Source organism: Streptomyces sp. TSRI0107 (assembly GCF_001905845.1).
Lineage (GTDB): Bacteria > Actinomycetota > Actinomycetes > Streptomycetales > Streptomycetaceae > Streptomyces.
Map to the genome: position 1 here is coordinate 26,724 of NZ_LIVZ01000019.1, position 19,933 is coordinate 46,656.

At 74.1% G+C, this 19,933-nt stretch carries 14 protein-coding genes; 6 read left to right on the forward strand and 8 right to left on the reverse strand.

Going from position 1 to position 19,933, the window contains the following annotated elements; all coding sequences use genetic code 11:
- Position 1: 1 nt before the first annotated feature.
- Genes panD through AMK31_RS36580 form a run of 4 tightly spaced genes read right to left on the reverse strand, consistent with a single transcriptional unit; the run spans position 2 to position 3,943 of the window.
- Positions 2-451, reverse strand: coding sequence for an aspartate 1-decarboxylase (gene panD, locus AMK31_RS36565; protein ID WP_073945107.1), 450 nt, complete (start codon positions 449-451; stop codon positions 2-4).
- A 36-nt stretch (positions 452-487) separates the two neighbouring features.
- Positions 488-1,300, reverse strand: a complete 813-nt coding sequence (locus AMK31_RS36570) for an alpha/beta fold hydrolase (RefSeq protein ID WP_073945062.1) — start codon at positions 1,298-1,300, stop codon at positions 488-490.
- 27 nt (positions 1,301-1,327) lie between these two features.
- Entirely contained in the window at positions 1,328-2,611 is a 1,284-nt protein-coding gene (gene entS / locus AMK31_RS36575; RefSeq protein WP_073945063.1) for an enterobactin transporter EntS, read from the reverse strand.
- Between the two features lie 9 nt (positions 2,612-2,620).
- Positions 2,621-3,943 carry a salicylate synthase gene (locus AMK31_RS36580; protein ID WP_073945064.1) on the reverse strand — a complete coding sequence of 441 codons (1,323 nt, stop codon included), beginning with the start codon at positions 3,941-3,943 and terminating at the stop codon, positions 2,621-2,623.
- Between the two features lie 170 nt (positions 3,944-4,113).
- On the opposite strand from AMK31_RS36580, the gene AMK31_RS36585 reads away from it, so the two are divergent.
- The 4 genes from AMK31_RS36585 to AMK31_RS36600 all read left to right on the forward strand — a co-directional run bounded on the left by AMK31_RS36585 (position 4,114) and on the right by AMK31_RS36600 (position 9,630).
- On the forward strand, positions 4,114-5,745 hold the full coding sequence (locus AMK31_RS36585) for a (2,3-dihydroxybenzoyl)adenylate synthase (RefSeq protein ID WP_073945065.1): 1,632 nt from the start codon (positions 4,114-4,116) through the stop codon (positions 5,743-5,745).
- Positions 5,735-6,805 (forward strand): FecCD family ABC transporter permease, encoded by a 1,071-nt coding sequence (locus tag AMK31_RS36590; RefSeq protein ID WP_073945066.1) that lies wholly within the window; start codon positions 5,735-5,737, stop codon positions 6,803-6,805. Before AMK31_RS36585 ends, AMK31_RS36590 begins: the two co-directional genes overlap by 11 nt.
- Complete coding sequence (locus tag AMK31_RS36595; RefSeq protein ID WP_073945067.1) at positions 6,802-7,881, forward strand: FecCD family ABC transporter permease; 1,080 nt, start codon at positions 6,802-6,804, stop codon at positions 7,879-7,881. The genes AMK31_RS36590 and AMK31_RS36595 overlap by 4 nt, the downstream gene beginning before the upstream one ends.
- Before the next feature lie 102 nt (positions 7,882-7,983).
- Positions 7,984-9,630, forward strand: a complete 1,647-nt coding sequence (locus tag AMK31_RS36600; RefSeq protein ID WP_143204300.1) for a phosphodiester glycosidase family protein — start codon at positions 7,984-7,986, stop codon at positions 9,628-9,630.
- A 69-nt stretch (positions 9,631-9,699) separates the two neighbouring features.
- Here AMK31_RS36600 and fxsT read toward each other — a convergent pair whose 3' ends face one another.
- The 4 genes from fxsT to AMK31_RS36620 all read right to left on the reverse strand — a co-directional run bounded on the left by fxsT (position 9,700) and on the right by AMK31_RS36620 (position 17,504).
- Complete coding sequence (gene fxsT, locus AMK31_RS36605) at positions 9,700-14,433, reverse strand: FxSxx-COOH system tetratricopeptide repeat protein (protein WP_079187091.1); 4,734 nt, start codon at positions 14,431-14,433, stop codon at positions 9,700-9,702.
- Positions 14,434-14,558: 125 nt separating this feature from the next.
- Entirely contained in the window at positions 14,559-15,011 is a 453-nt protein-coding gene (locus AMK31_RS36610) for a YbhB/YbcL family Raf kinase inhibitor-like protein (protein WP_073945068.1), read from the reverse strand.
- A 42-nt stretch (positions 15,012-15,053) separates the two neighbouring features.
- A complete protein-coding gene (locus AMK31_RS36615) occupies positions 15,054-16,283 on the reverse strand; it encodes a DegT/DnrJ/EryC1/StrS family aminotransferase (RefSeq protein WP_073945069.1) in 1,230 nt (409 codons plus the stop codon).
- 105 nt (positions 16,284-16,388) lie between these two features.
- Positions 16,389-17,504, reverse strand: coding sequence for a GNAT family N-acetyltransferase (locus tag AMK31_RS36620; RefSeq protein ID WP_073945070.1), 1,116 nt, complete (start codon positions 17,502-17,504; stop codon positions 16,389-16,391).
- A 163-nt stretch (positions 17,505-17,667) separates the two neighbouring features.
- Here AMK31_RS36620 and AMK31_RS36625 point away from each other — a divergent pair, with 163 nt between their 5' ends.
- The gene (locus tag AMK31_RS36625; protein WP_073945071.1) at positions 17,668-19,113 is read left to right on the forward strand and encodes a glyceraldehyde-3-phosphate dehydrogenase; all 1,446 of its coding nucleotides are present in this window, start codon (positions 17,668-17,670) and stop codon (positions 19,111-19,113) included.
- 173 nt (positions 19,114-19,286) lie between these two features.
- Entirely contained in the window at positions 19,287-19,862 is a 576-nt protein-coding gene (locus AMK31_RS36630; protein ID WP_073945072.1) for an AMIN-like domain-containing (lipo)protein, read from the forward strand.
- Positions 19,863-19,933 lie beyond the last annotated feature (71 nt).

A 19,933-nucleotide genomic window follows, 5' to 3' on the forward strand; every position in this document is an offset into this window, starting at 1 on the left:
GTCAGTCCCTCTCCTGCTCGCGGGTGCGGTGGTGGGGTACGGCGATGGTTCCGGGGAGCTGGCCGGGCGCCCCGGGTACGGGTTCGGACGGGTCGGCGCCGAGGGCGACGATCCGGTTGGCCTTGTCGACGTGGACGACGCGGGGCCGGTGGCCGGCGCGTTCGGTGTCGTCGAGCACGGCGAAGGACATGACGATGACCAGGTGGCCGGGGCGGATGAGATGGGCGGCCGCGCCGTTGACGCCGAGGACGCCGCTGCCGGGGGCGCCGGGGATGGCGTAGGTGGTCAGGCGGGCGCCGTTGTCGATGTCGACGACCTGGACGGCCTCGCCGTCGACGATGTCGGCGGCGTCCATGAGGTGCCGGTCGATCGTCAGCGAGCCGACGTAGTGCAGGTCGGCCTGGGTCACGGTGGCTCGGTGGATCTTGCCGTTGAGCAAGGTGCGCTGCACCACTACCCCCTGAGTGTGACTTAGGTGAGGCTAACCTCATTCATCGCGTGTGTGGAAGAACTCCAGCAGCACCCGGTTCACCTCCGCCGGGCGCTCCAGGTAGCCGTAGTGGCCGCAGTCCTCGATCTCCCGGTAGAGAGCGCCGGGGATCGCGTCGGCGACCTCGCGGGCCAGGCGCGGCGGCAGGATCAGGTCGTCGGCGAAACCGATCACCAGGCAGGGCACGGTGATGGCCCGGTAGGCGGCGAGCCGGCCGTCCGGCACGCACAGCTCCGACTGGGCGCGGACGCCCGGCCCGGTGACCGGGGGCGCGCACTCGAAGAGCTCCAGCCAGTCCTGGACGTGCCGCTCGTCGTCCAGGGTGGCCGGGGACAGGTTCTGCAGGGCACGCGTCCAGGCGGAGTACGCCGGCGGCAGCTTCACCCCGGCGTCGTACAGGGCGCGTTCCGCGGCGGCCATGGCGGTGCGCAGGGCGTCGGTGCGGCCCCGGGTGGCCATCAGCACGCCCTGGCGGGCGAGTTCGGGCCGGGCCAGCAGCAGCTCCTGGACGACGTACGCGCCCAGGGAGACGCCGACGACGCGGCAGGGCGCGAGGTCCAGGTGCTCGATCAGGCCGGCGGTGTCGGCGACCAGGTCGCCGATGGTGAAGCCCTCCGCGCACTCGTCGGTCGGCGGGACGCCCCGGTTGTCGAAGGTGACCGCCCGGTACCCGGCCGCGACCAGCGCGGGCACCTGGTGGAGGTGCCAGGAGCGGCCGCCGGCGCCCCGGCCCGTCACCAGGACCACCGGATCGCCGTGGCCGGTGTCCTCGTAGTGCAGGCGGATTCCGTTGATCCGTGCGCTCGGCATGCCCCTCCCTGGCGTACGGCCATCTGGTCAGTCGGTCGCCTCGACGGGCGCCGGCGGCCGGTCCTCGGTCGCGGGCGGCCCCTGGAGGGTGGCCCTGCGCAGGCCGGGCATGGCCACCGCGAGGGTCGCCACCCCGGCCAGGCAGACCAGCCCGCCGAGGGCGGCGGCGCCCGCGGAGGAACCCAACGCCCGTGCCACCAGGCCCGCTTCGAGGTTGCCGACGGACGGGCCGGCGGTCGCCTGGGCGAGCCACAGGCTGCCGACCCGGCCCTGGAGCCGGTCCGGGGTGTGGTGCTGGAGCAGGGCGCGGCGCAGGATCTCCGAGGCGGTGTCGCCGAAGCCCGCGAGGGCCAGGAAGGCCAGCGCGGGCCACAGGCCGGGGCTGAGCCCGAAGCAGGTGACGGCCACGCCCCACAGCGCGACCGCGCCGATCAGGGCCCGCCCGGTGTGGTGCACCCGGCCGGTCCAGCCGCTGGTCAGCGCCCCGCACAGGGAGCCGACGGCGGGGGCGGTGTAGAGCAGTCCGACGGTGGACGGGCCGCCGCCGAAGTGCTCGGTGCCCAGCTCCGGGAAGAGCGCGTACGGCATCGCGAAGACGACCGCGCACACGTCGATCAGCAGCAGCCCGGCCACCACCTGGCTGCCGCGCAGGAAGCGCAGACCCTCCGCCATCGCGCGCATCGGCCGCTGCCGCTCCCCCGCCGGGTCCGGCGGCATGGCGGGCAGCGGCGCGAGCAGGGCGAGCCCGACGACGTACACCGCCGCGTCGACGGCGAAGCACACCGCGACGCCCGGGCCCGCCGCGATCAGCCCGGCGAGCGACGGGCCCAGCACGGCGCCGAGCTGGGCGGTGAGCGTGATCAGCGCCCCGGCGGCGGCCAGTTGGCCGGGCGCCACCAGGGACGGTGTGGCGGCCATCAGGGCGGGCCCGCCGAGGCCGCTCGCCGCGCCCGCGAGCACGGCCGCCACGTACACGAACCACACCCGGGGCTCGGACAGTGCCGCGTTGACCGCCAGACCGGCGATCACCACCGCCGTCACGGCCCGGGTGACCAGCACGATCCGGCGCCGGTCGACCCGGTCCGCGAGCAGACCGCCCGCGAGCAGACCGACCAGCAGGGACAGCCCGAGGGCCAGGCTCATCAGGCCGACGCGCACCGAGGAGCCGGTGAGCGTGTAGATCTGCACGCTCGCCGCGACCGAGGTGAGATGGGTGCCGACCATGGAGATCGCCTGGGTGGCGAACACCAGTCGGAAGGGGCCGCGGGCCCGCAGCGGCGCGATGTCGACGACGACTTCTCCGAGACGCACGCCCGGACCCTAACCCTCGGCGGGGACCAGGTACGGGGCGACGCTGCGCAGTTTCTCGCAGGTCTCCTCCAGTTCACGCGCGGGAGTGGACCCGGCGAGGATGCCGGCGCCGGCGCGCAGCCAGGTGCGGCCGTCCTGCTCGAACAGGCTGCGCAGGACGAGCGCCGCGTCCAGTTCCCCGTCGGCGGCGGCCATGAGGACGGCACCGCTGTAGACGCCGCGCGGCCCGTCCTCCAGCCGGGCGATGCAGTCGTACGCCTGGGACTTGGGGATGCCGGAGGCGGTCACGGCCGGGAACAGCGCGCGCAGGGCGTCCCAGCAGGTGGCGTCGTCGCCCAGCCTGCCGTGCACGCTGGAGCCGAGGTGCTGCACGCTGCCGCGCTGCCGCACGGTGAGCAGTTCACGGACCGAGACCGAGCCGGGCCGGCACACGGTGGCCAGTTCCTCCTCGGCGAGCTTCACCGAGAGCACGTGCTCGGATATCTCCTTGGGGTCGGCGAGGAGTTCGGCGCGCAGCCGCTCGTCCTCCCGTTCGCCGAGGCCGCGCGCCCGGGTGCCGGCCAGCGGCTGGGTGACGAGGTGCCCGTCCGCACCGACCTCGACGACCGTCTCGGGGCTGAACCCGGCGACCCGGCGGCCGCCGAGACGCAGCAGGAAGGAGCGGGCGGGGGTGTTGTGGGCGCGGCCGTGCAGGTAGGTGCCGACGAAGTCGACGGGGAACGGCACGGGGACGGAGCGGGAGAGGATCACCTTCTGCAGGCCGGTCGCGGCGGCGCGGATCTCGTCGACGGCCCGCGCCACGAGACCGGGGTAGTCCGCCGCGCCCTCGGTGACGTCGACGGGGCGGGGCGCGGCGACCGGCCGTTCGGCGGGCGGGGCGGTGAGCAGCGCGAGCAGGGCGTCCACGGTCTCCCGGTCGGCGCCGCGGACGACGGCCGTGCCCCGGCGGAGCCGCACTTCGGTGTGCGGGACGATCAGATGGAGCAGGTCGGCGTCGCCGGCGCGGTCGAGGCGGCCGGCGTGCAGGTGGGCGAACTCGTAGGCCATCCAGCCGTACGCCCGCCAGCCCTCGATGCCGCTCTCGCCGAGCAGTCGGTGGACCTGGCGTAAGGGATACGGCCCGACGGGCGCCGTCGACTCGGCGGCGAGGACGCGGGCGCGCACCTCGGAGCGGTTCACCACGATCTCGGCGAGCGCTCCTCCGGCGAACCAGCAGTCGCCGTCGCGTTCGTAGATCACGTACTGGTCGAACAGGCCCGACTCCGCCAGTGTCGTGGCCCATGGGACGGGGTCTCCCGGCAGTTCCGTCTCCGCGCACCGGTAACGCAGCAAGGACCTACCTCCCTGGAGTTAGGTTAACCTAACCTAATCAGCAAGGAGCCTAGCCCTCGCATCGGAGGCGCGTCCAGAACGCGTTCGACGCGGACTCGCACACACCCTCCAGGCTTGACCCGGCGACTTGGGTAGGCAAGCCTTTCCTAAACAGCAGGCGGGAGTTGAGCATGCTCGACGGGTGGGTCCCCTGGCCGAAGGAACTGGCGGAGCGCTACCGCGCCGAGGGTTACTGGCAGGGCCGGCCGCTCGACCGGCTGCTGCGCGACCGGGCCGGACACGACCCGGGACGCACCGCGCTCGTCGACGCCGGCGGCAACCGCTGGACGTACGCCGAACTCGACGCGCGCGCCGACCGCACGGCCGCCGGACTGCGGGCGCTGGGCATCGGCGACGGCGACCGCGTGGTCGTCCAGCTCCCCAACACCGACGCGTTCGTGGTGCTGTTCTTCGCGCTGCTGCGGGCCGGCGCGATCCCCGTGCTCACCCTGCCCGCACACCGCGAGAGCGAGATCGCGCACGTCGCCGAGGTGGCCGGGGCCACCGCCTACGCCATCCCCGACGTGCACGACGGCTTCGACCACCGCGTCCTCGCCCGCGCCCTGCGCAAGACGGTGCCCTCCGTCGAGCACGTGCTGGTGGCCGGGGAACCCGCCGAGTTCACCCCGCTGTCCGCCGTCGACGCCGACCCCGTGCCGCTGCCCGCGCCCGACCCCGGCGACGTGGCGCTGCTGCTGCTCTCCGGCGGCACCACCGGCAAGCCGAAGCTCATCCCGCGCACCCACGACGACTACGCCTACAACGTGCGGGCCAGCGCCGAGGTCTGCGGCTTCGACGAGTCCACCGTCTACCTGGTGGTGCTGCCGACCGCGCACAACTTCGCCCTCGCCTGCCCCGGACTGCTCGGCACCCTGCTGGCGGGCGGCACCGTGGTGCTCTCCCCCACGCCCAGCCCCGAGGACGCCTTCGCGCTGATCGAGCGGGAGAAGGTCACCGTCACCGCCGTGGTCCCGCCGATCGCGCTGCTGTGGCTGGACGCGGTGGAGTGGGAGGAGGCCGATCTGTCGTCCCTGCGGCTGCTCCAGGTCGGCGGTTCCAAACTGGGCGCCGAACCCGCCGCCCGCGTCGGCCCCGCCCTCGGCTGCACCCTCCAGCAGGTGTTCGGGATGGCGGAGGGCCTGCTCAACTACACGCGGCTGGACGACCCCGACGAGCTGGTGCGGCACACCCAGGGGCGGCCGCTGTCCCCCGCCGACGAGATCCGCGTGGTCGACGCCGACGGCGACGACGTACCGCCCGGCGAGACCGGCGAGTTGCTGACCCGCGGCCCCTACACCCTGCGCGGCTACTACCGGGCACCCGGGCACAACGCCCGCGCCTTCACACCGGACGGCCACTACCGCACCGGCGACCTGGTGCGGGTCCTGCCCACCGGTCATCTGGTCGTCGAGGGCCGGGAGAAGGACCAGATCAACCGGGGCGGCGACAAGATCTCCGCCGAGGAGCTGGAGAACCATCTCCTCGCCCACCCGGCGGTGCACGACGCCGCCGCCGTCGGCATGCCCGACCCGGCCATGGGCGAGCGCACCTGCGTGTACGTCGTCCCGCGCGGCCCGGCGCCCACCCTGCGGGAGCTGACCGCGTTCCTGCGCGAACGAGGCGTGGCCGCCTACAAGTCGCCCGACCGGCTGGAGGTCGTCGACGCCTTCCCGCGCACCTCCGTCGGCAAGGTCGACAAAAAAGCGCTCGGCCGCAGGATCGCGGAGCGGCTGCGCGCGGAGGGAGGCGCGAGTGCCGGGTGAGGCCGCGCGCACGAAACAGCCGGACGTACGCCGTCCCGCTCCGCCCGCCCCACCGCACCGGCGCCGGGCCCCCGCCCGGACCCTGGCCCTGCTCGGCGCCCTGCTCCTGCTGCTCGCGGCCGCCCTGCTCAGCCTCGCGATCGGGTCGCGTTCGCTGCCCGTCCCCGTCGTCTGGGACGCGCTGCTGCACGACGACGGCTCGACCGCGGCGTCCGTCGTCTGGGACGTCCGGGTGCCGCGCACCCTGGCCGGAGTCGCGGCCGGCGCCGCGCTCGGGGTCGCCGGGGCCCTCATCCAGGCGCTGACCCGCAATCCGCTGGCCGACCCCGGGCTGCTCGGCATCAACGCGGGCGCCGCCACCGGCGCGGTGTGCGCCATCTCGGTGTTCGGGCTGACCAGCCTGTGGGCGTCGGTGTGGTTCGCGCTGCTCGGTGCCGTGGTGGCGGGGCTGCTGGTGTACTCGCTGGCCTCCGGCGGACGCGGCGGTGCCACTCCGGAACGGCTCGCGCTCGGCGGAGCGGTGATCGCCGCCGTGTTCACCGGGATCGGCCAGACGCTGATGCTGCTCGACGCGCAGGCCCTGGACCAGCTGCGGTTCTGGAGCGTGGGCTCGCTCGCCCGGGCCGACGAGGAGACGCTGGCCATGCTCACGCCGTTCGTCGCGGTGGGCCTGGTGGTGGCGCTGACCCTGGTCCGGCCGCTGAACGCGCTGGCGCTCGGCGACGACACGGCCCGCGCGCTCGGCGCCCGGCTCACCCGGACCCGCTTCCTCGGCCTGCTCGCCGTGACCCTGCTGTGCGGCGCGGCGACCGCGGCGGTCGGCCCGCTGGTCTTCGTCGGGCTCGCGGTGCCGCACATCGCCCGCCTGATCGTTGGCGCCGACCAGCGCTGGACGCTGCCGCTGTCGATGCTGCTGGCCCCCGCCCTGCTGCTGCTCGCGGACGTCCTCGGCCGGATCGCCGTACGCCCCGACGAACTGGACGCCGGAGTGGTCACCGCGGTCGTCGGCGCGCCGGTGTTCATCGCCCTGGTGCGGCACCGCAGGGTGGTGGCGGCATGACGCGGACTCAGGCCCGGCCCCTCGGCAAGGCCGCGCCCCCAGGGGCCAGGGTGGTCCGCAGCCGCTCCCAGCGGCTGTCGCTGCGCGTCGACGTGCGCGCGGTGGCCGTCTGCGTGCTGGTGATGGCCGGCACCGCCGGAGTGGGCGTCCTCGCGCTGGGCACCGGCGAGTACGGCATCTCCCCCGCCGACGTGGTGCGCACCCTGCTCGGCAACGGCAGCCGGCGCACCGACTTCGTGGTCGGCCGGCTGCGGCTGCCCCGGCTGCTCACCGGCATCCTCGTCGGCGCGGCGCTCGGTCTGAGCGGCGCGCTGTTCCAGAGCCTCACCCGCAATCCGCTGGGCAGCCCGGACATCGTCGGCTTCACCTACGGCTCCGCCACCGGCGGCCTGCTGGTGGTGCTGGTCGCCGGCGGCAGCGGCGGGCAGATCGCGGTCGGCGCGGTCGGCGGGGGCCTGGCGACGGCGGTCCTGGTGTACGTCCTGGCCTGGCGCCACGGCGTGCACGGCTACCGGCTGGTGCTGGTCGGCATCGGGGTCAGCGCCCTGCTCCAGGGCGTCAACGCCTATCTGCTCGCCAAGGCCCGGTTCGCGCACGCCGCGCAGGCCATGGTGTGGCTCAACGGCAGTCTCAACGGCCGCGGCTGGCACGACGTACGCCCCGCCGCGATCGGGCTGCTGCTCGTCCTGCCGCTGGTCGCGCTCGCGGCGGGCGGCCTGCGGGTCCTGGAGATGGGCGACGACCTGGCGGGCGGCCTCGGGGTGTCCGTGCAGCGGACCCGGCTGGCGGTGCTGGTGCTGGCCACGGCCGCCTGCGCGGTCGCCACCGCGGCGGCCGGGCCGATCCCCTTCGTGGCGCTGATCGCCCCGCAGCTGGCCCGCCGCCTCACCCGGGCCCCCGGACCCAACCTGGCGGCGGCCACCTGCACCGGCGCCCTGCTGGTCGTCACGGCCGACTTCGCGGCGCAGCGGATCCACGAGACGGCCCAGTTGCCGGTGGGCGTGGTGACCGCGGTGATCGGCGGGCTCTATCTGGGCCTGCTGCTGCGCCGGCAGCGGCGGGCGGGCCGCATCTAGCCGCACCCGGCGATGTCCGGCGATGTCCACCGTGTCGCCGAGGAGACTGGCCGCCGCCCCCCTCGGGACCGGCTCTCGGCCCTGTGGAAAGATGACGCGCCCATGAGGACCCGAACGCCACGACGCTGGCTGATCGCCGGGACGACGGCCGCGTGCGTGGCCGCCGCCACGCTCGCCGCCACGCTGGAGACCGAGCCGGCCGCGCGGCGGACCGAGGCCGTCACCCACGAGAAGCTGCCGCTGGGCTCCGCCGCGCTGCCGGAGACCAGGACGTCGCGTCAGGTCGCTCCGGGCGTGACCCACATCGCGATCGAGCGCGGCCGGGAGTCGGCGGACGACTTCTGGACCGTCACGATCGGCGTCGCCACCAGCGAGCGGGAGGCCGCCGGGCTGGAGGCCGAGGCCCGCGACGCCGGTTACGAACCACGGCGTGACCGTACGGCGGGGCCGGACCCGCGGGGACCGGGTGACCGGCCGCTCGGCTGGACGGTGCGGGTGGGCCGGTACGCCGACCGGGCCGCCGCCGACCGGGCGAGGACCGAGATGGCGGCCCGCGGGCTGTCCGGGAGCGTCCAGCACACCGGTGAGGACGGGCACGCGACGACCGGCCCCTGGTCCCTGGACTTGCTCGTCGTCGACCCCGCCGAGTTCCACGGCCGCCTCCGGGCCGAGCCGGCGAGCGGGATCGTGCCGGGTCGCGAGACCACCAGCTCCCTGGCGCGGCGCACCGGCGCCCTCGCCGCCGTCAACGGCGGTTACTTCGTCACCGGCGACAGGACGACCCCCGGCAACGGGGTGGCGGGCACCGACGGCGACCTCGCGGGCGTCTCGGTGGTCGGCGGGGACCTCCTCTCCGAGGCCGTGAACGGGCGGCCCGCCCTGATCGTGCCGACCGGCTCCGGCCGGGGCAGCTCGGTGCGCCGGGTCACGACCGAGCTGACGGTCCGTACGGCGGACGGCGCCGGCCGCGAGGTGACCGGCCTCAACCGGCAGTCCGGCCTGATCGCCAACTGCGGCGGCGTCGGGAACGCCACCCCCTTCGCCCACCCCGCGCACGACTACACCTGCGGCAACTCCGACGAACTCGTCGCCGTCACACCGGCGTTCGGAACCTCCGCCCCGGAAGGCACCGGATACCAGGCCACACTCGACGCCGACGGCCGGGTGACCGCCGTCCAGGACAGCCGGGGCGGCTCCGTCCCCGCACGGGGCACCGTGCTGCAGGGCACCGGGACCGGCGCCCAGTGGCTGCGCACCCACGCCACGATCGGTGCCCGGCTGACGGTGCGCGGCACACTCGTCGACGCCGAGAAGGGCACCCGGCTGCCGCTCACCCCGAAGACCTCCGTCGTCAACGGCGGTCCGCTGCTGCTGCGAAACGGCCGGACGGCCCTCGACCCGGTGCGCGACGGGTGGAGCCCCGAGGACATCGAGGGCGTGGACCGCGCGGCCTTTTACAACGACTGGTACCTGCGCCGCAATCCGCGCACCGCGGCGGGCGTCACCCGGGACGGACGCATCGTCCTGCTCACCGCCGACGGCCGCCGCCCCGGCCACAGCGCAGGCCTGTCGATCACCGAGACCGCCACGGTCATGCGCGCCCTCGGAGCGGTGGACGCGATCAACCTGGACGGCGGCGGCTCCACGGCGATGGTCGTGGGGAACGAACTCCAGGGCCTTCCCAGCGACCGTACTGGCGAACGCGCCGTGGGTGACGGGCTCGTGGTCCTGCCCCGGCGCCCCCGGTAGCCGCGACACCGACCGCCTGCTGCCGCGGCGGTACGGGTGACGCGGCTTGCGCCAGACCCAGCTCCTCGGTCACCAGGTGCGCTGCACGGGTGGCAGATCGGCGTTGGCCGGCCCGTCGACCCATTCGGCAACGTCCACCGGGTCGGGTGCGGCCCCGGTCGTCTGCCGGATCCTGTGGTACAGCGCGCGGACCAGCTCGGGCCTGTGGATCAGCGCCCTGGCCGCCGCTGCCGGTGCCCGCTGATCGCGGCGCACCGCGAGGGCGAGACGGACCCACGGCTCGGGCGAGAGGGGGCTGTCCGCGATCTGCCGGGTCGCCAGGTGCCGGGCCCGCGGGAGGTCGCCGAGCAGGCGGGCGACGTCGGCCACCTGTCCGTCCGGGTCCGCGCCCTGCGGACCGGCGGCCTCGTGGGTGCGCCGGAACTCCGCGAGGTCCACGGCCGCCTCGCGCAGCAGGGGCAGGCCTGTGTCCAGCAGCCGGGCCGCCGGGTCGGGGCAGAGAGCGGCGAAGCCCCTGGGAACGCCCGGGCGTTCCCCGCCGGCGGCCCAGGCGCGAGTGAGACGGGCGGGCACATCCGCCTCGACTCGCAGGTGGTGGAGGCGCCAGCGGGCGCGCTGTCCGGCGGCGGCCTCCACGGCGAGTTCGGCCACGTCCTCGGGAATGTCGGTCTCCCCACGCCAGGGGCTCGCGGTCCTCTCCAGTTCGTCCATGAACTTCCGGCCGGCCTCGCCGAGGTGCGGGGAGGAGCGCAGGGCGGTGAACACGTCCCAGGTCTCACGGCCCCAGTAGGCCAGCTCGAACTGGGCGCGCCGCCGCTCACGACCGCTGCTCGCGCAACTCAGCAGCCACCAGAACTCGGTCACGCCGAGGTACGCGAACACGCCCTGGAAGAGGCCCGGGAACGGACGCGGGTCGTCCCGCCAAGGCGCGTAGCCCGGCTCCGTGAAGCTCCCCGCGGTGTGCAGGGTGACGCCGTGCAGGACGCCGGTGAGCTGCGTGTGCCGGAACTCGTGCACCAGCGTCGCGGCCAGTTCGGTCGCGTCCCGCGGTTCGCTCAGGGTGATGCCGCCGAACGCGTCGCTGGACGTCAGGGACATCCCCGTACGGCCGGGCCCTGCCGGCGGCCGGGGCGTCAGGGCGGTGACCGCGCGTCCCATCGCTTCCGCCCGCGGTGCGTCGAGGCGGACCAGGAGCCGCCACGCCTGCTGGACGAGAGCGTCCCAGCGGGCGGCGCGTTCCGGAGTGAGCGGGTCGGGGGCCGAGGGCCCGTCGGCGTCCCGGAACGGATCGCTGTCGTCGAGCACCGGGGCCCAGGAGGCCGCCGCCGTGCGGGCCGGGGTGCGGTGTGGCGTGTGCCAGCGGGCCGGGCCGCCGCCGGGCGCCTGCGGGATCGGGATGCTGCCGCCTCCCGCCTTCAGCACGGCCCGCCCCGCCACCACTTCCACGAGCGCGGTCTCCGGCCGGCCGGCACCCGCCGCGGCGTGGCCGAGGGTGGGCAGGTGGACGACTCCGTCACGGACCGGGACCGGGCCGGTGAAGTCCAGGCCCGCCTTGATGGCGGCCGCGGCAGCCAGGGCGTTGAGATGACCGAGGTCGACCCAGACAGGGACGGCCGCCCTGTCCTCGGAGTTCTCCAGCCTGCGTAGGACATGGGCCATCCAGCGGCCTGTCGCGGGATACAGCAGGAGGTCGTCCAGGACGTCCGGCGCCGTGTCCTCCAGTTCCAGGAACAGCTCCACCGCCGGCTCGACCGGGAGCCGGGGATGCAGGAGGTGCGGTGACGCCATGGCGGCCTTGACGACCCGCGCCCAGGTCACCTTCCGGAGGCCGCGTTCCTGCCGGATCAGCCCGTCGACGAGGTCCCGTGTCTCCCGGCCGGTGGCGGCGCGCCGGGCGGCGAGGGTCAGCCCGTGTGACGGAGGCAGCGGTTTCGGCGGCTGCTCGGGGTCCTCCTTCGGCGGGGCCGGCGGACGGTAGGTCGGCTCCGCCTTCCCGCGGGGCGAGGGGGAGCTGTAGTCCACCCACGACATCCCGCCGCTCCCGCCGGGTTCGCCGCCGCCCCTGCTGACGCGGGGGCGGGTGAACCGCTCCAGGATCCTGAGGATCTCGGGGTCGTCCTCGTCGGCCAGTGCGAGGGCGTCGCGCAGCCGGATGTCGGCGAAGTCCGGTACCGCCTCGCCGCGGTCGTCGGTGCCGTCAGTGCCGTCAGTGCCGTCAGTGCCGTCAGTGCCGTCGATCATCGGTGCCGCCCCCTGTGCCGTGCCGGTCCGTCCGTCGTCTGTCAGCTCGTCCAGGACGAGAGCGAGGTTGCGTCGGCAGGTCGCGACATCGGGATGTGTGTCGCCGAGACGTCTGCTCAGGCTGTCGCCCACCGCGCGGTAGTGGGTCGCCGCCTCCTCGCGGCGGCCGAGCAGGTGCAGGACCGTCCCCAGTTCGTGACGGCTGGCCAGGGTGTCCGGATGCTCTGCGCCGAACCGGCGCTCCTCCACGCGCCAGATCGCCGTGAACTCCGCCTCCGCCGCCGCGTACCGCCCCTGGTCACGCAGGACGCGGGCCCGTTCGTGGCGGGCGACCAGCACGTGGGGATGGTCGTCGGTGTAGCCCTCGCCGTAGCCGTCCATGACTTGGGTGATGATCTGCTCGGCCTCGTCGGTGCGCCCGGCGTCGCGCAGGCTCCGCGTAAGGCTGGTGCCGATCGTGAGGGTGTCGATGTGTCGCTCGCCCAGCAGGTTCCGGCTCTCCTGCCATACGGCGCGCAGTTCGTCGGCGGCCTCTTCCCAGAGCCCGCGCCGGTGGAGGACGGTGGCGATGTCACGCCGGGTGCGCAGCAGCCCCAGGGCGTTGGCCTCCGGGTCGCGTCGGCGGACCTCCAGCACGGTGCGGAGTTCGCGTTCCGCCTCCGCGTAGTTGTCGGCGCCGCCAAGGCCGCGCAGGGCCCGGGCCAGGCCCCCGCGGGCCGAGGGGAGCAGCGGGTCGTCGTCCGGCAGCGTGCGCGCGAGGCGCCCGATCGTCTCCCGGTACTCGGCGACGGACTCGGACAGATCGCCGTTGTCCCGCAGCGCCCAGGCCAGGCTCAGCCGGCCGGCGAGGGTGTGGCGGTGGTCCGGGCCGAGGCGGCTGGTGCGCAGGGCGGCGACGGCGCGCAGGTCGGCGACGGCTTCGTCGTAGATGCCCATGTAGGTGCGGTACTCGGCGGCGCGCACGGCGAAGCGGGTGGCCCGGTGAAGCAGCTCGGGGCTGCTCCCGTCCAGACCGGGCAGGTGCAGCGCCGCGGAGCAGTGCGGTGCCCAGTGGCGCCACAGCGGCCAGTCCGCCGGGTTGCCCGGGTCGAGCGGGTCGGTCGCCCCGCCGAGCAGCGCGACGGCGAGCTCCAGGTACTCCGCGCCGTGGGCCCGGTTGAACTCGCGGACCAGCGGATGGAGGGTGAGCACCCAGCGGATGTCGGTGGTGAACGGGCGGTCGGCGGTGAACGGTTCCACCCGGATCAGGCCGAGCTCCTTCAGCCCGCTGAGCGCCGCGCTGATCTCCGGCTCGGTGGCGCCCGCGAGGGGGCTCGCCGCCAGCGCGCCGGAGTCGGAGGAGAGGAGCTGCCGGTGCGGCAGGGGTGCCGGTCCGAAGCAGGAGAGCAGGCGCAGCAGCGGCCGGGAGAAGCGCTTGCCGCGGCTGCGCGGAACCTCCTCGGCCTGGCGTTCCAGGAGCCGGAGGGAGAGTTCCCAGGTGGTCCGGATGGTCCGTCGGTCCGGGTCCGGATCCAGCTGTGTGCCGTCGGGGTCGGCCACGTCCTCCGGGAGCCGCTCGTGCACGCTGCGCCGGTAGGCCTCGAAGGTCGCCGGAGCGTCCGGGTCCGCTGCGACGCCCTGCTTGTCCGCCGCCAGGTACGACCCGGCCAGGTACAGGGCGAGCGGCAGGCCGCCCAGCCGCTCGGCCAGCAGGCGGGCGGCCGGTTCCTCGCCCGCCTCCGGCGCCAGGTCGATGAGCACCTGGGCGCCGTCGTCCGCGTCCAGCACGTCCACCGGCAGCATGCGTGCCTTCGGGTCCCACATCGTGAGCCGGGAGTTGCGGCTGGTCACCAGGACCGTGCCGTTCGGGCGCTTGGGGCGCAGTCGGCGGATCACCGCCCTCAGGGCGGCGGGGTCGTCCATGTTGTCCAGCACGAGCAGCCACGGCACGGTGAGGGAGTTCAGCTGCCGCCACAGCACGGTGGACGGGTGCGCCCGGTCGAAGTCGCCCACGTCCGCCCCGGCGGCGAAGGCTATGGAGTGCAGCGCGCCGGAGAGGTCGCCGTCGGCTTCGGAGACCCACCAGACGTGCTCCATGTCGGGTTCGAGCCGGTGCGCGATCTCCAGCGCCGCCGTGGTCTTCCCGCAGCCGCCCAGACCCGACAGCACCCAGGTGCTTCCGCCTCCGTCGCCGTCGTGGCCGGCGAGGCGCCGGCGGACCTCCTGCTCGACCTGGGCCACGAGGTCGTCCCGCCCGCGGATGAGTTCCTCGTCCACCCGGCGCGGTGGCAGGTCCACCGGGGGCAGGGGGGCGGGCGACGCCGCCGGGCCCGGGCCCGGGGTGACCGCCTCGTACGGGAGGCCCTGGACGTACAGGAGATTGTCGGCTCGGACGTAGATCCGTTCGGCGACGATGTTGTCCCGGCCCGTGACGTTGCCGTCCCCGGTGACGACCTCGCCGATGTCCCTGCCCGCGGCGACGGCCCCGGCCTCGGAGGCGGTCACCGACGGGTGCGAGCGTCGCGGTGGCTCGCCCGTGTCGTCGTCCGCGCCCTCGCCGCCGCCCTTGCGGAACCGGCTCACCGCGGCCCTCGCCCGGCCACGGCGCCACCGTCGTACGGACCCCCGTCACGGCACCGGCGCCGTCCCCCATCCCTGCCCATGCCCTTCCGTTCCCCGTCGTCCGGGCGGTCCAACCCTGTCGCGGGTCACCGCCGGTACAGCCCGACGAGCGTCCCGCTGGCCAGCTGCTCGCGGTCGAGTACGCGGTGGACGTCGTCGGCGGTGGCGTCGTCGGGGAGGGAGACGGGTTCGGGGAGGGCGTAGAGGCGGAAGAAGTAGCGGTGCGCGTCGTCGCCCACGGGTGGTTTGGGACCGCCCCAGCCGCGGTCTCCGAAGCCGTTGCGGTGCGGTTGGCCGCCGGGGCCGGTGCCGCCCGCGGGCAGCCCGTCGGCGTGCGGGTCGATTCCGGTCACCAGCCAGTGCAGGAAGGTCCCCGAAGGCGCGTCTGGGTCCTCGCACACCAGGGCGAGCTCAGCCGCCTCATCGGGGACTCCGGACCAGGTCAGGGGCGGGGAGACGTTGTCCCCGTCCTTGGCGTACCGGCGCGGTATGGCAGTGTGATCGGTGAATGCGGAGCTGTTGAGTTCGATTCCGGCCATGTGCGCCGCAGTACCCCGGACATTCGCGGTCGAATCGGGCGGCTACTGGCCCAGCGGGGCGGGCGGGGCGGTGTCCGGGACCGGGTCGGGCAGGGTGGGGCGGGCGGACAGGGCTCGCTCCTTCGTCAGGGCGCCGGTGATCCTGCGGGCCAGCAGCGGGTCGGCGGGCAGGACGTGCGAGGCGAACCAGCGGGCGGCGGCCGGGTCGGGCGAGGGGTCGGCGAACTCGGTGCCCGCGTAGTCGTCGAGCGGCGGGTCGTAGACGTACCCGGTGACGACGCCGTGGTTCACCAGCCGCTCCACCAGGGCGTCGCGGTCGTGGACCAGCAGCGGTACGCGGAACAGGGGCACCAGGCCGTCGTGGGCGGTCAGGCCGCGCAGCGCCGGGGACGACCAGGCGGTGCCCGACAGCAGCGACACTCCGGCCCGGCGGCGGTCGAGGTCGCCGTCGAGCCGGGCCAGGCGCAGCCCGAGCTGGCCGCGCAGCAGCGCCCCGTGCCGGGCGCGGTAGTCGTGCAGGTCGACGCGGACCCAGGGTTCGTACGCGGTCAGGCTCGGGGCGTGGCGGGCGGAGCCGGTGAGCCGGGGCGCGTGCAGGGCCATGCGGAAGTCGTCGCGTTCGAGCAGGCCGAGGCGCCGCATGGAGCGCCACACGGGGCGCACCAGGTGCAGGGTGCGCACGGTGGAGCGGGCCAGGGGCCGCAGCGTGGTGGCGAGGTCGGCGCGCAGCCGGCGCGGGACGAGCAGGTCGTCGCGCAGGAGTTCCAGCTCCCGCCGGGTGCGGGCGTCACCGACGGCGAGGAAGCCGCCGGCCATGGCGGCCACGTGCTTGGACAGGCTGAAGGCGGCCGCCGTGCCGAAGGTGCCGACGGGCTGTCCGTCGACGTGGGTGCCGATGGCGTGCGCCGCGTCCTCGATGAGCGGGATGCCCAGCGCGTCGCAGCGGCGGCGCAGTTCCACGACCCGGTCCGGCATGCCGTACAGGTTGGTGGTGAGCACCGCGTCGACGGTGCGCCAGGTGGAGTCCGGTACGGCGTCGGGGTCGATGTTGCCGTCCCACACGTTCACGGGCGCCTGTACGGGGCGCAGCCCGGCCGCGAGGACCACGAAGAGGATCACGTCGTCGTTGACCGGGGACATCAGCACCCGGGCGCCGGGCCGGCACCAGCGACGCAGGGCGAGGTAGAGGGCCAGTCTGGCCGAGGGGGTGTAGACGCATTCGCGTCCGAGCCGCCGTGTCATCGCCGCGGCGAGCCGCGATCCGTACGGCATCGTCACCTCTTCCGTTTCTGTTCCGTGGAGTGCGGGTGCGGTGTGCGGGTGCGGCGGCACGCCGCCGGTCGGCGTGTGCCGGTGGAGAGGGGGACGCCGGTTCGTTCAGCGCGTACGGGTGGCGGCGGCGCGCCCGCTGCGCAGGGTGCCGACCGTCTTCAGCAGCCGGTCGGCGGGCTGCCGCAGGCCGGGGTGGGCCAGGACCGTGTTGCGCAGTCCGCGCACCGGTCTGCGCCACAGCCGGTGGGCGGCCGCCACCGGGTGCGGGCGGGTCGCGAACCCCTCGCCGACCCGCAGTTCACGGGTCTTGAGCCAGTCCTTGTACTCCTTGTCGCCGCGCCCGAAGTCCATCACGCGCACACCGTCGTGGCGCGCGGCCTCGGCCATCCGCAGATGCATGAGCAGGCCGGGCGAGTAGTAGCGCAGCTCGGGGTCGTACGTGGTGAACCAGGCGGCGAGCACGGTGTGCGACCGGGGTCCGAAGTGGGCGGCGACGGGCCGGTCTCCGGCGTAGAGCACGGAGAGCACTCCGGTGCAGTGCTCCTCCCGCAGCTGGAACAGGTGGTCGACGAGGCCGACGATCCAGGGCCGGGAGAACCGGTCCATGCGGCCGGTCCTGCGGTACTGCGCGGACTTCCAGCGCATCAGCCGGCGCAGCATCCGCGGGTCGCGCTCGTCGTGCACGAACCGCACGTCGCCGAGGTCGCGGGCGAGGCGGCGCTCCTTCTTCAGCGTCGTCTTGGCGAGGCCGGGGTAGGTGGCGCGCAGCCACTGCGGGTAGTCGGCCTCGTCGCCGGGTCTCAGGTCGACGACCGGTGAGGCGAAGGTGCCGGTGACGTGCTCGGCGAACGGCTTCTGCTCCTCGACGAGGTGGTCGAACTCGAGGATGGACAGTCCGCAGGCCCGCAGCAGTGCGTGGGTGTCCCAGGTCACACCGGGCAGATGGACGAGGGCCTGGCAGTCGGACAGGCCTAGGCCGATGGCGCGGCCGACGCCGAGGGGGTTGCGCTCGTACGGCAGGAAGCCGACGGGTTCCCCGCCCTCGCGGAGCACGGCGACCCGGGCGCCGCCGCGGAACCGGGCGATGCCGGCGGCGAACTCCGGTGACAGGAACGGGTTGGCGTACTCGGGCGACTCCGCCATCGCCCGGTGCCAGGCCCCGACGAGCGGGGCGTCCAGTTCCTCCGGTCTGTGGATCGTGATGCTGCTCAGGCTTCGCATGTCGACCGCTCCCCCCAGAACCGCGCCGCAAGGCTCAAAGGTGGCGAAACACCACGCACGCCGTCAAGAGTGCCCGCCAAAACGGTTCCGGCAGCCCCCCTTCCGATCGCCCCGGAACGACATGGTTATCATCTGAGCGCCACCTAGCTCGAAAGATGGATCTGTGACTGTCAACGAGGACTCGTTCACGAACTGGAAGAACCGCGAAGAGATCGCGGAGTCGATGATCCCGATCATCGGGAAGCTGCACCGGGAGCGGGACGTCACCGTCCTCCTCCACAGCCGCTCCCTGGTGAACAAGTCGGTGGTCAGCATCCTCAAGACCCACCGCTTCGCCCGGCAGATCGCCGGCGAGGAGCTGTCGGTCACCGAGACGATGCCGTTCCTGCAGGCTCTGACCACGCTGGACCTGGGCCCGTCCCAGATCGACATCGGCATGCTCGCCGCCACCTACAAGGCCGACGACCGCGGTCTGTCCGTCGAGGAGTTCACCGCCGAGGCGGTCGCCGGGGCCACCGGCGCCAACAAGATCGAGCGCGGCGAGGGCCGGGACGTCGTCCTCTACGGCTTCGGCCGCATCGGCCGCCTCGTCGCCCGCCTGCTCATCGAGAAGGCCGGCTCCGGCAACGGGCTGCGGCTGCGCGCCATCGTGGTGCGCGGGGGCGGCGACCAAGACCTGGTGAAGCGGGCCTCGCTGCTGCGCCGCGACTCGATCCACGGCCAGTTCCAGGGCACGATCACGGTCGACGAGGAAGCCGGCACGATCGTCGCCAACGGCAACACGATCAAGGTGATCTACGCCAACGACCCGTCCGAGGTCGACTACACGGCGTACGGCATCAAGGACGCCATCCTCATCGACAACACCGGCAAGTGGCGCGACCGCGAGGGCCTGTCGAAGCACCTGCGCCCCGGCATCGACAAGGTCGTGCTGACCGCGCCGGGCAAGGGCGACGTCCCGAACATCGTGCACGGCGTCAACCACGACACCATCAAGCCGGACGAGCGGGTGCTGTCCTGCGCCTCCTGCACCACCAACGCGATCGTCCCGCCGCTGAAGGCCATGGACGACGAGTTCGGCGTGCTCCGCGGCCACGTGGAGACCGTCCACTCGTTCACCAACGACCAGAACCTGCTGGACAACTACCACAAGGCCGACCGCCGGGGCCGCTCCGCGCCGCTCAACATGGTGATCACCGAGACCGGTGCCGCCTCGGCCGTCGCCAAGGCCCTGCCGGACCTGAAGGCGCCGATCACCGGCAGCTCCATCCGCGTGCCCGTGCCGGACGTCTCGATCGCGATCCTCAGCCTGCGCCTGGGCCGCGAGACCACCCGCGAGGAGGTCCTGGAGTACCTGCGCGACGTCTCGCTGAACTCCCCGCTCAAGCGCCAGATCGACTTCACCACGGCCCCCGACGCCGTCTCCATGGACTTCGTCGGCTCGCGCCACGCGTCCATCGTCGACGCCGGCGCCACCAAGGTCGACGGCGACAACGCGATCCTGTACCTCTGGTACGACAACGAGTTCGGCTACTCGTGCCAGGTCATCCGGGTCGTGCAGCACGTCTCCGGGGTGGAGTACCCGACGTACCCGGCGCCCACCGTCTGATCCCGTCACCTGATCCCGTCACCCGGCGACGGCCGTGTGCCCGCCCGCCCCTCGTGGGCGGTGTGAGCACACGGCCGTCGCCGCTCGCGTTGCCGACGTCCGAGAACAGCGCAACCATTCCCCCATCCCGGCTGTCTCACCTGATAACGGACAGTAGATCTGCGGGGAACACAATGGGACGAACGAAAGCCGTATCGGTGACGCTCGCGCTCCTGGGCGCGACCTTGGGAATGGCGGCGGTACCGGCCGCGGCCGGCCCCCTCACCGCCACCCAGGCCACCGCCTGCCCCACCGGCTGGGGCAGCGGCACCAAGACCGACGACGCCGCCACGACGGCGCCGGTGACGGACATCAGGGCCGGCCGCCACGCCTGCTTCGACCGGCTGGTCGTCGACATCCCGGGCGGCGGCACCGTCGGCTACCGGGTCGGATACGTGGACCGGCTCCACCAGGACGGGTCCGGCACCCCCATACCCGTCGGCGGCGGTGCCGTCCTCGAGGTACGGGTCGCCGCACCCGCCTACGACCCGGAGACCGGCGCGCCGACCTATCCCGCCCGGGCCGGGCAGGCCCTGCCGGGTGTGGACCTCACCGGGTACCGCACCTTCCGGGACGCCCGCTTCGCCGGCAGCTTCGAGGGCGACACCCAGATCGGGCTCGGCGTCCGCGCCCGGCTGCCGTTCCGGGTGACGCAGCTGGCCGACCGGGTCGTCGTGGACGTCGCCCACAACTGGACCGGCGCCAGCTGACCGGACCGGCTCCGGCTGACCGGGCCGGTTCCCGCTGATCGGACCGGTTCCCGCTGACCGGGCCGGTTCCG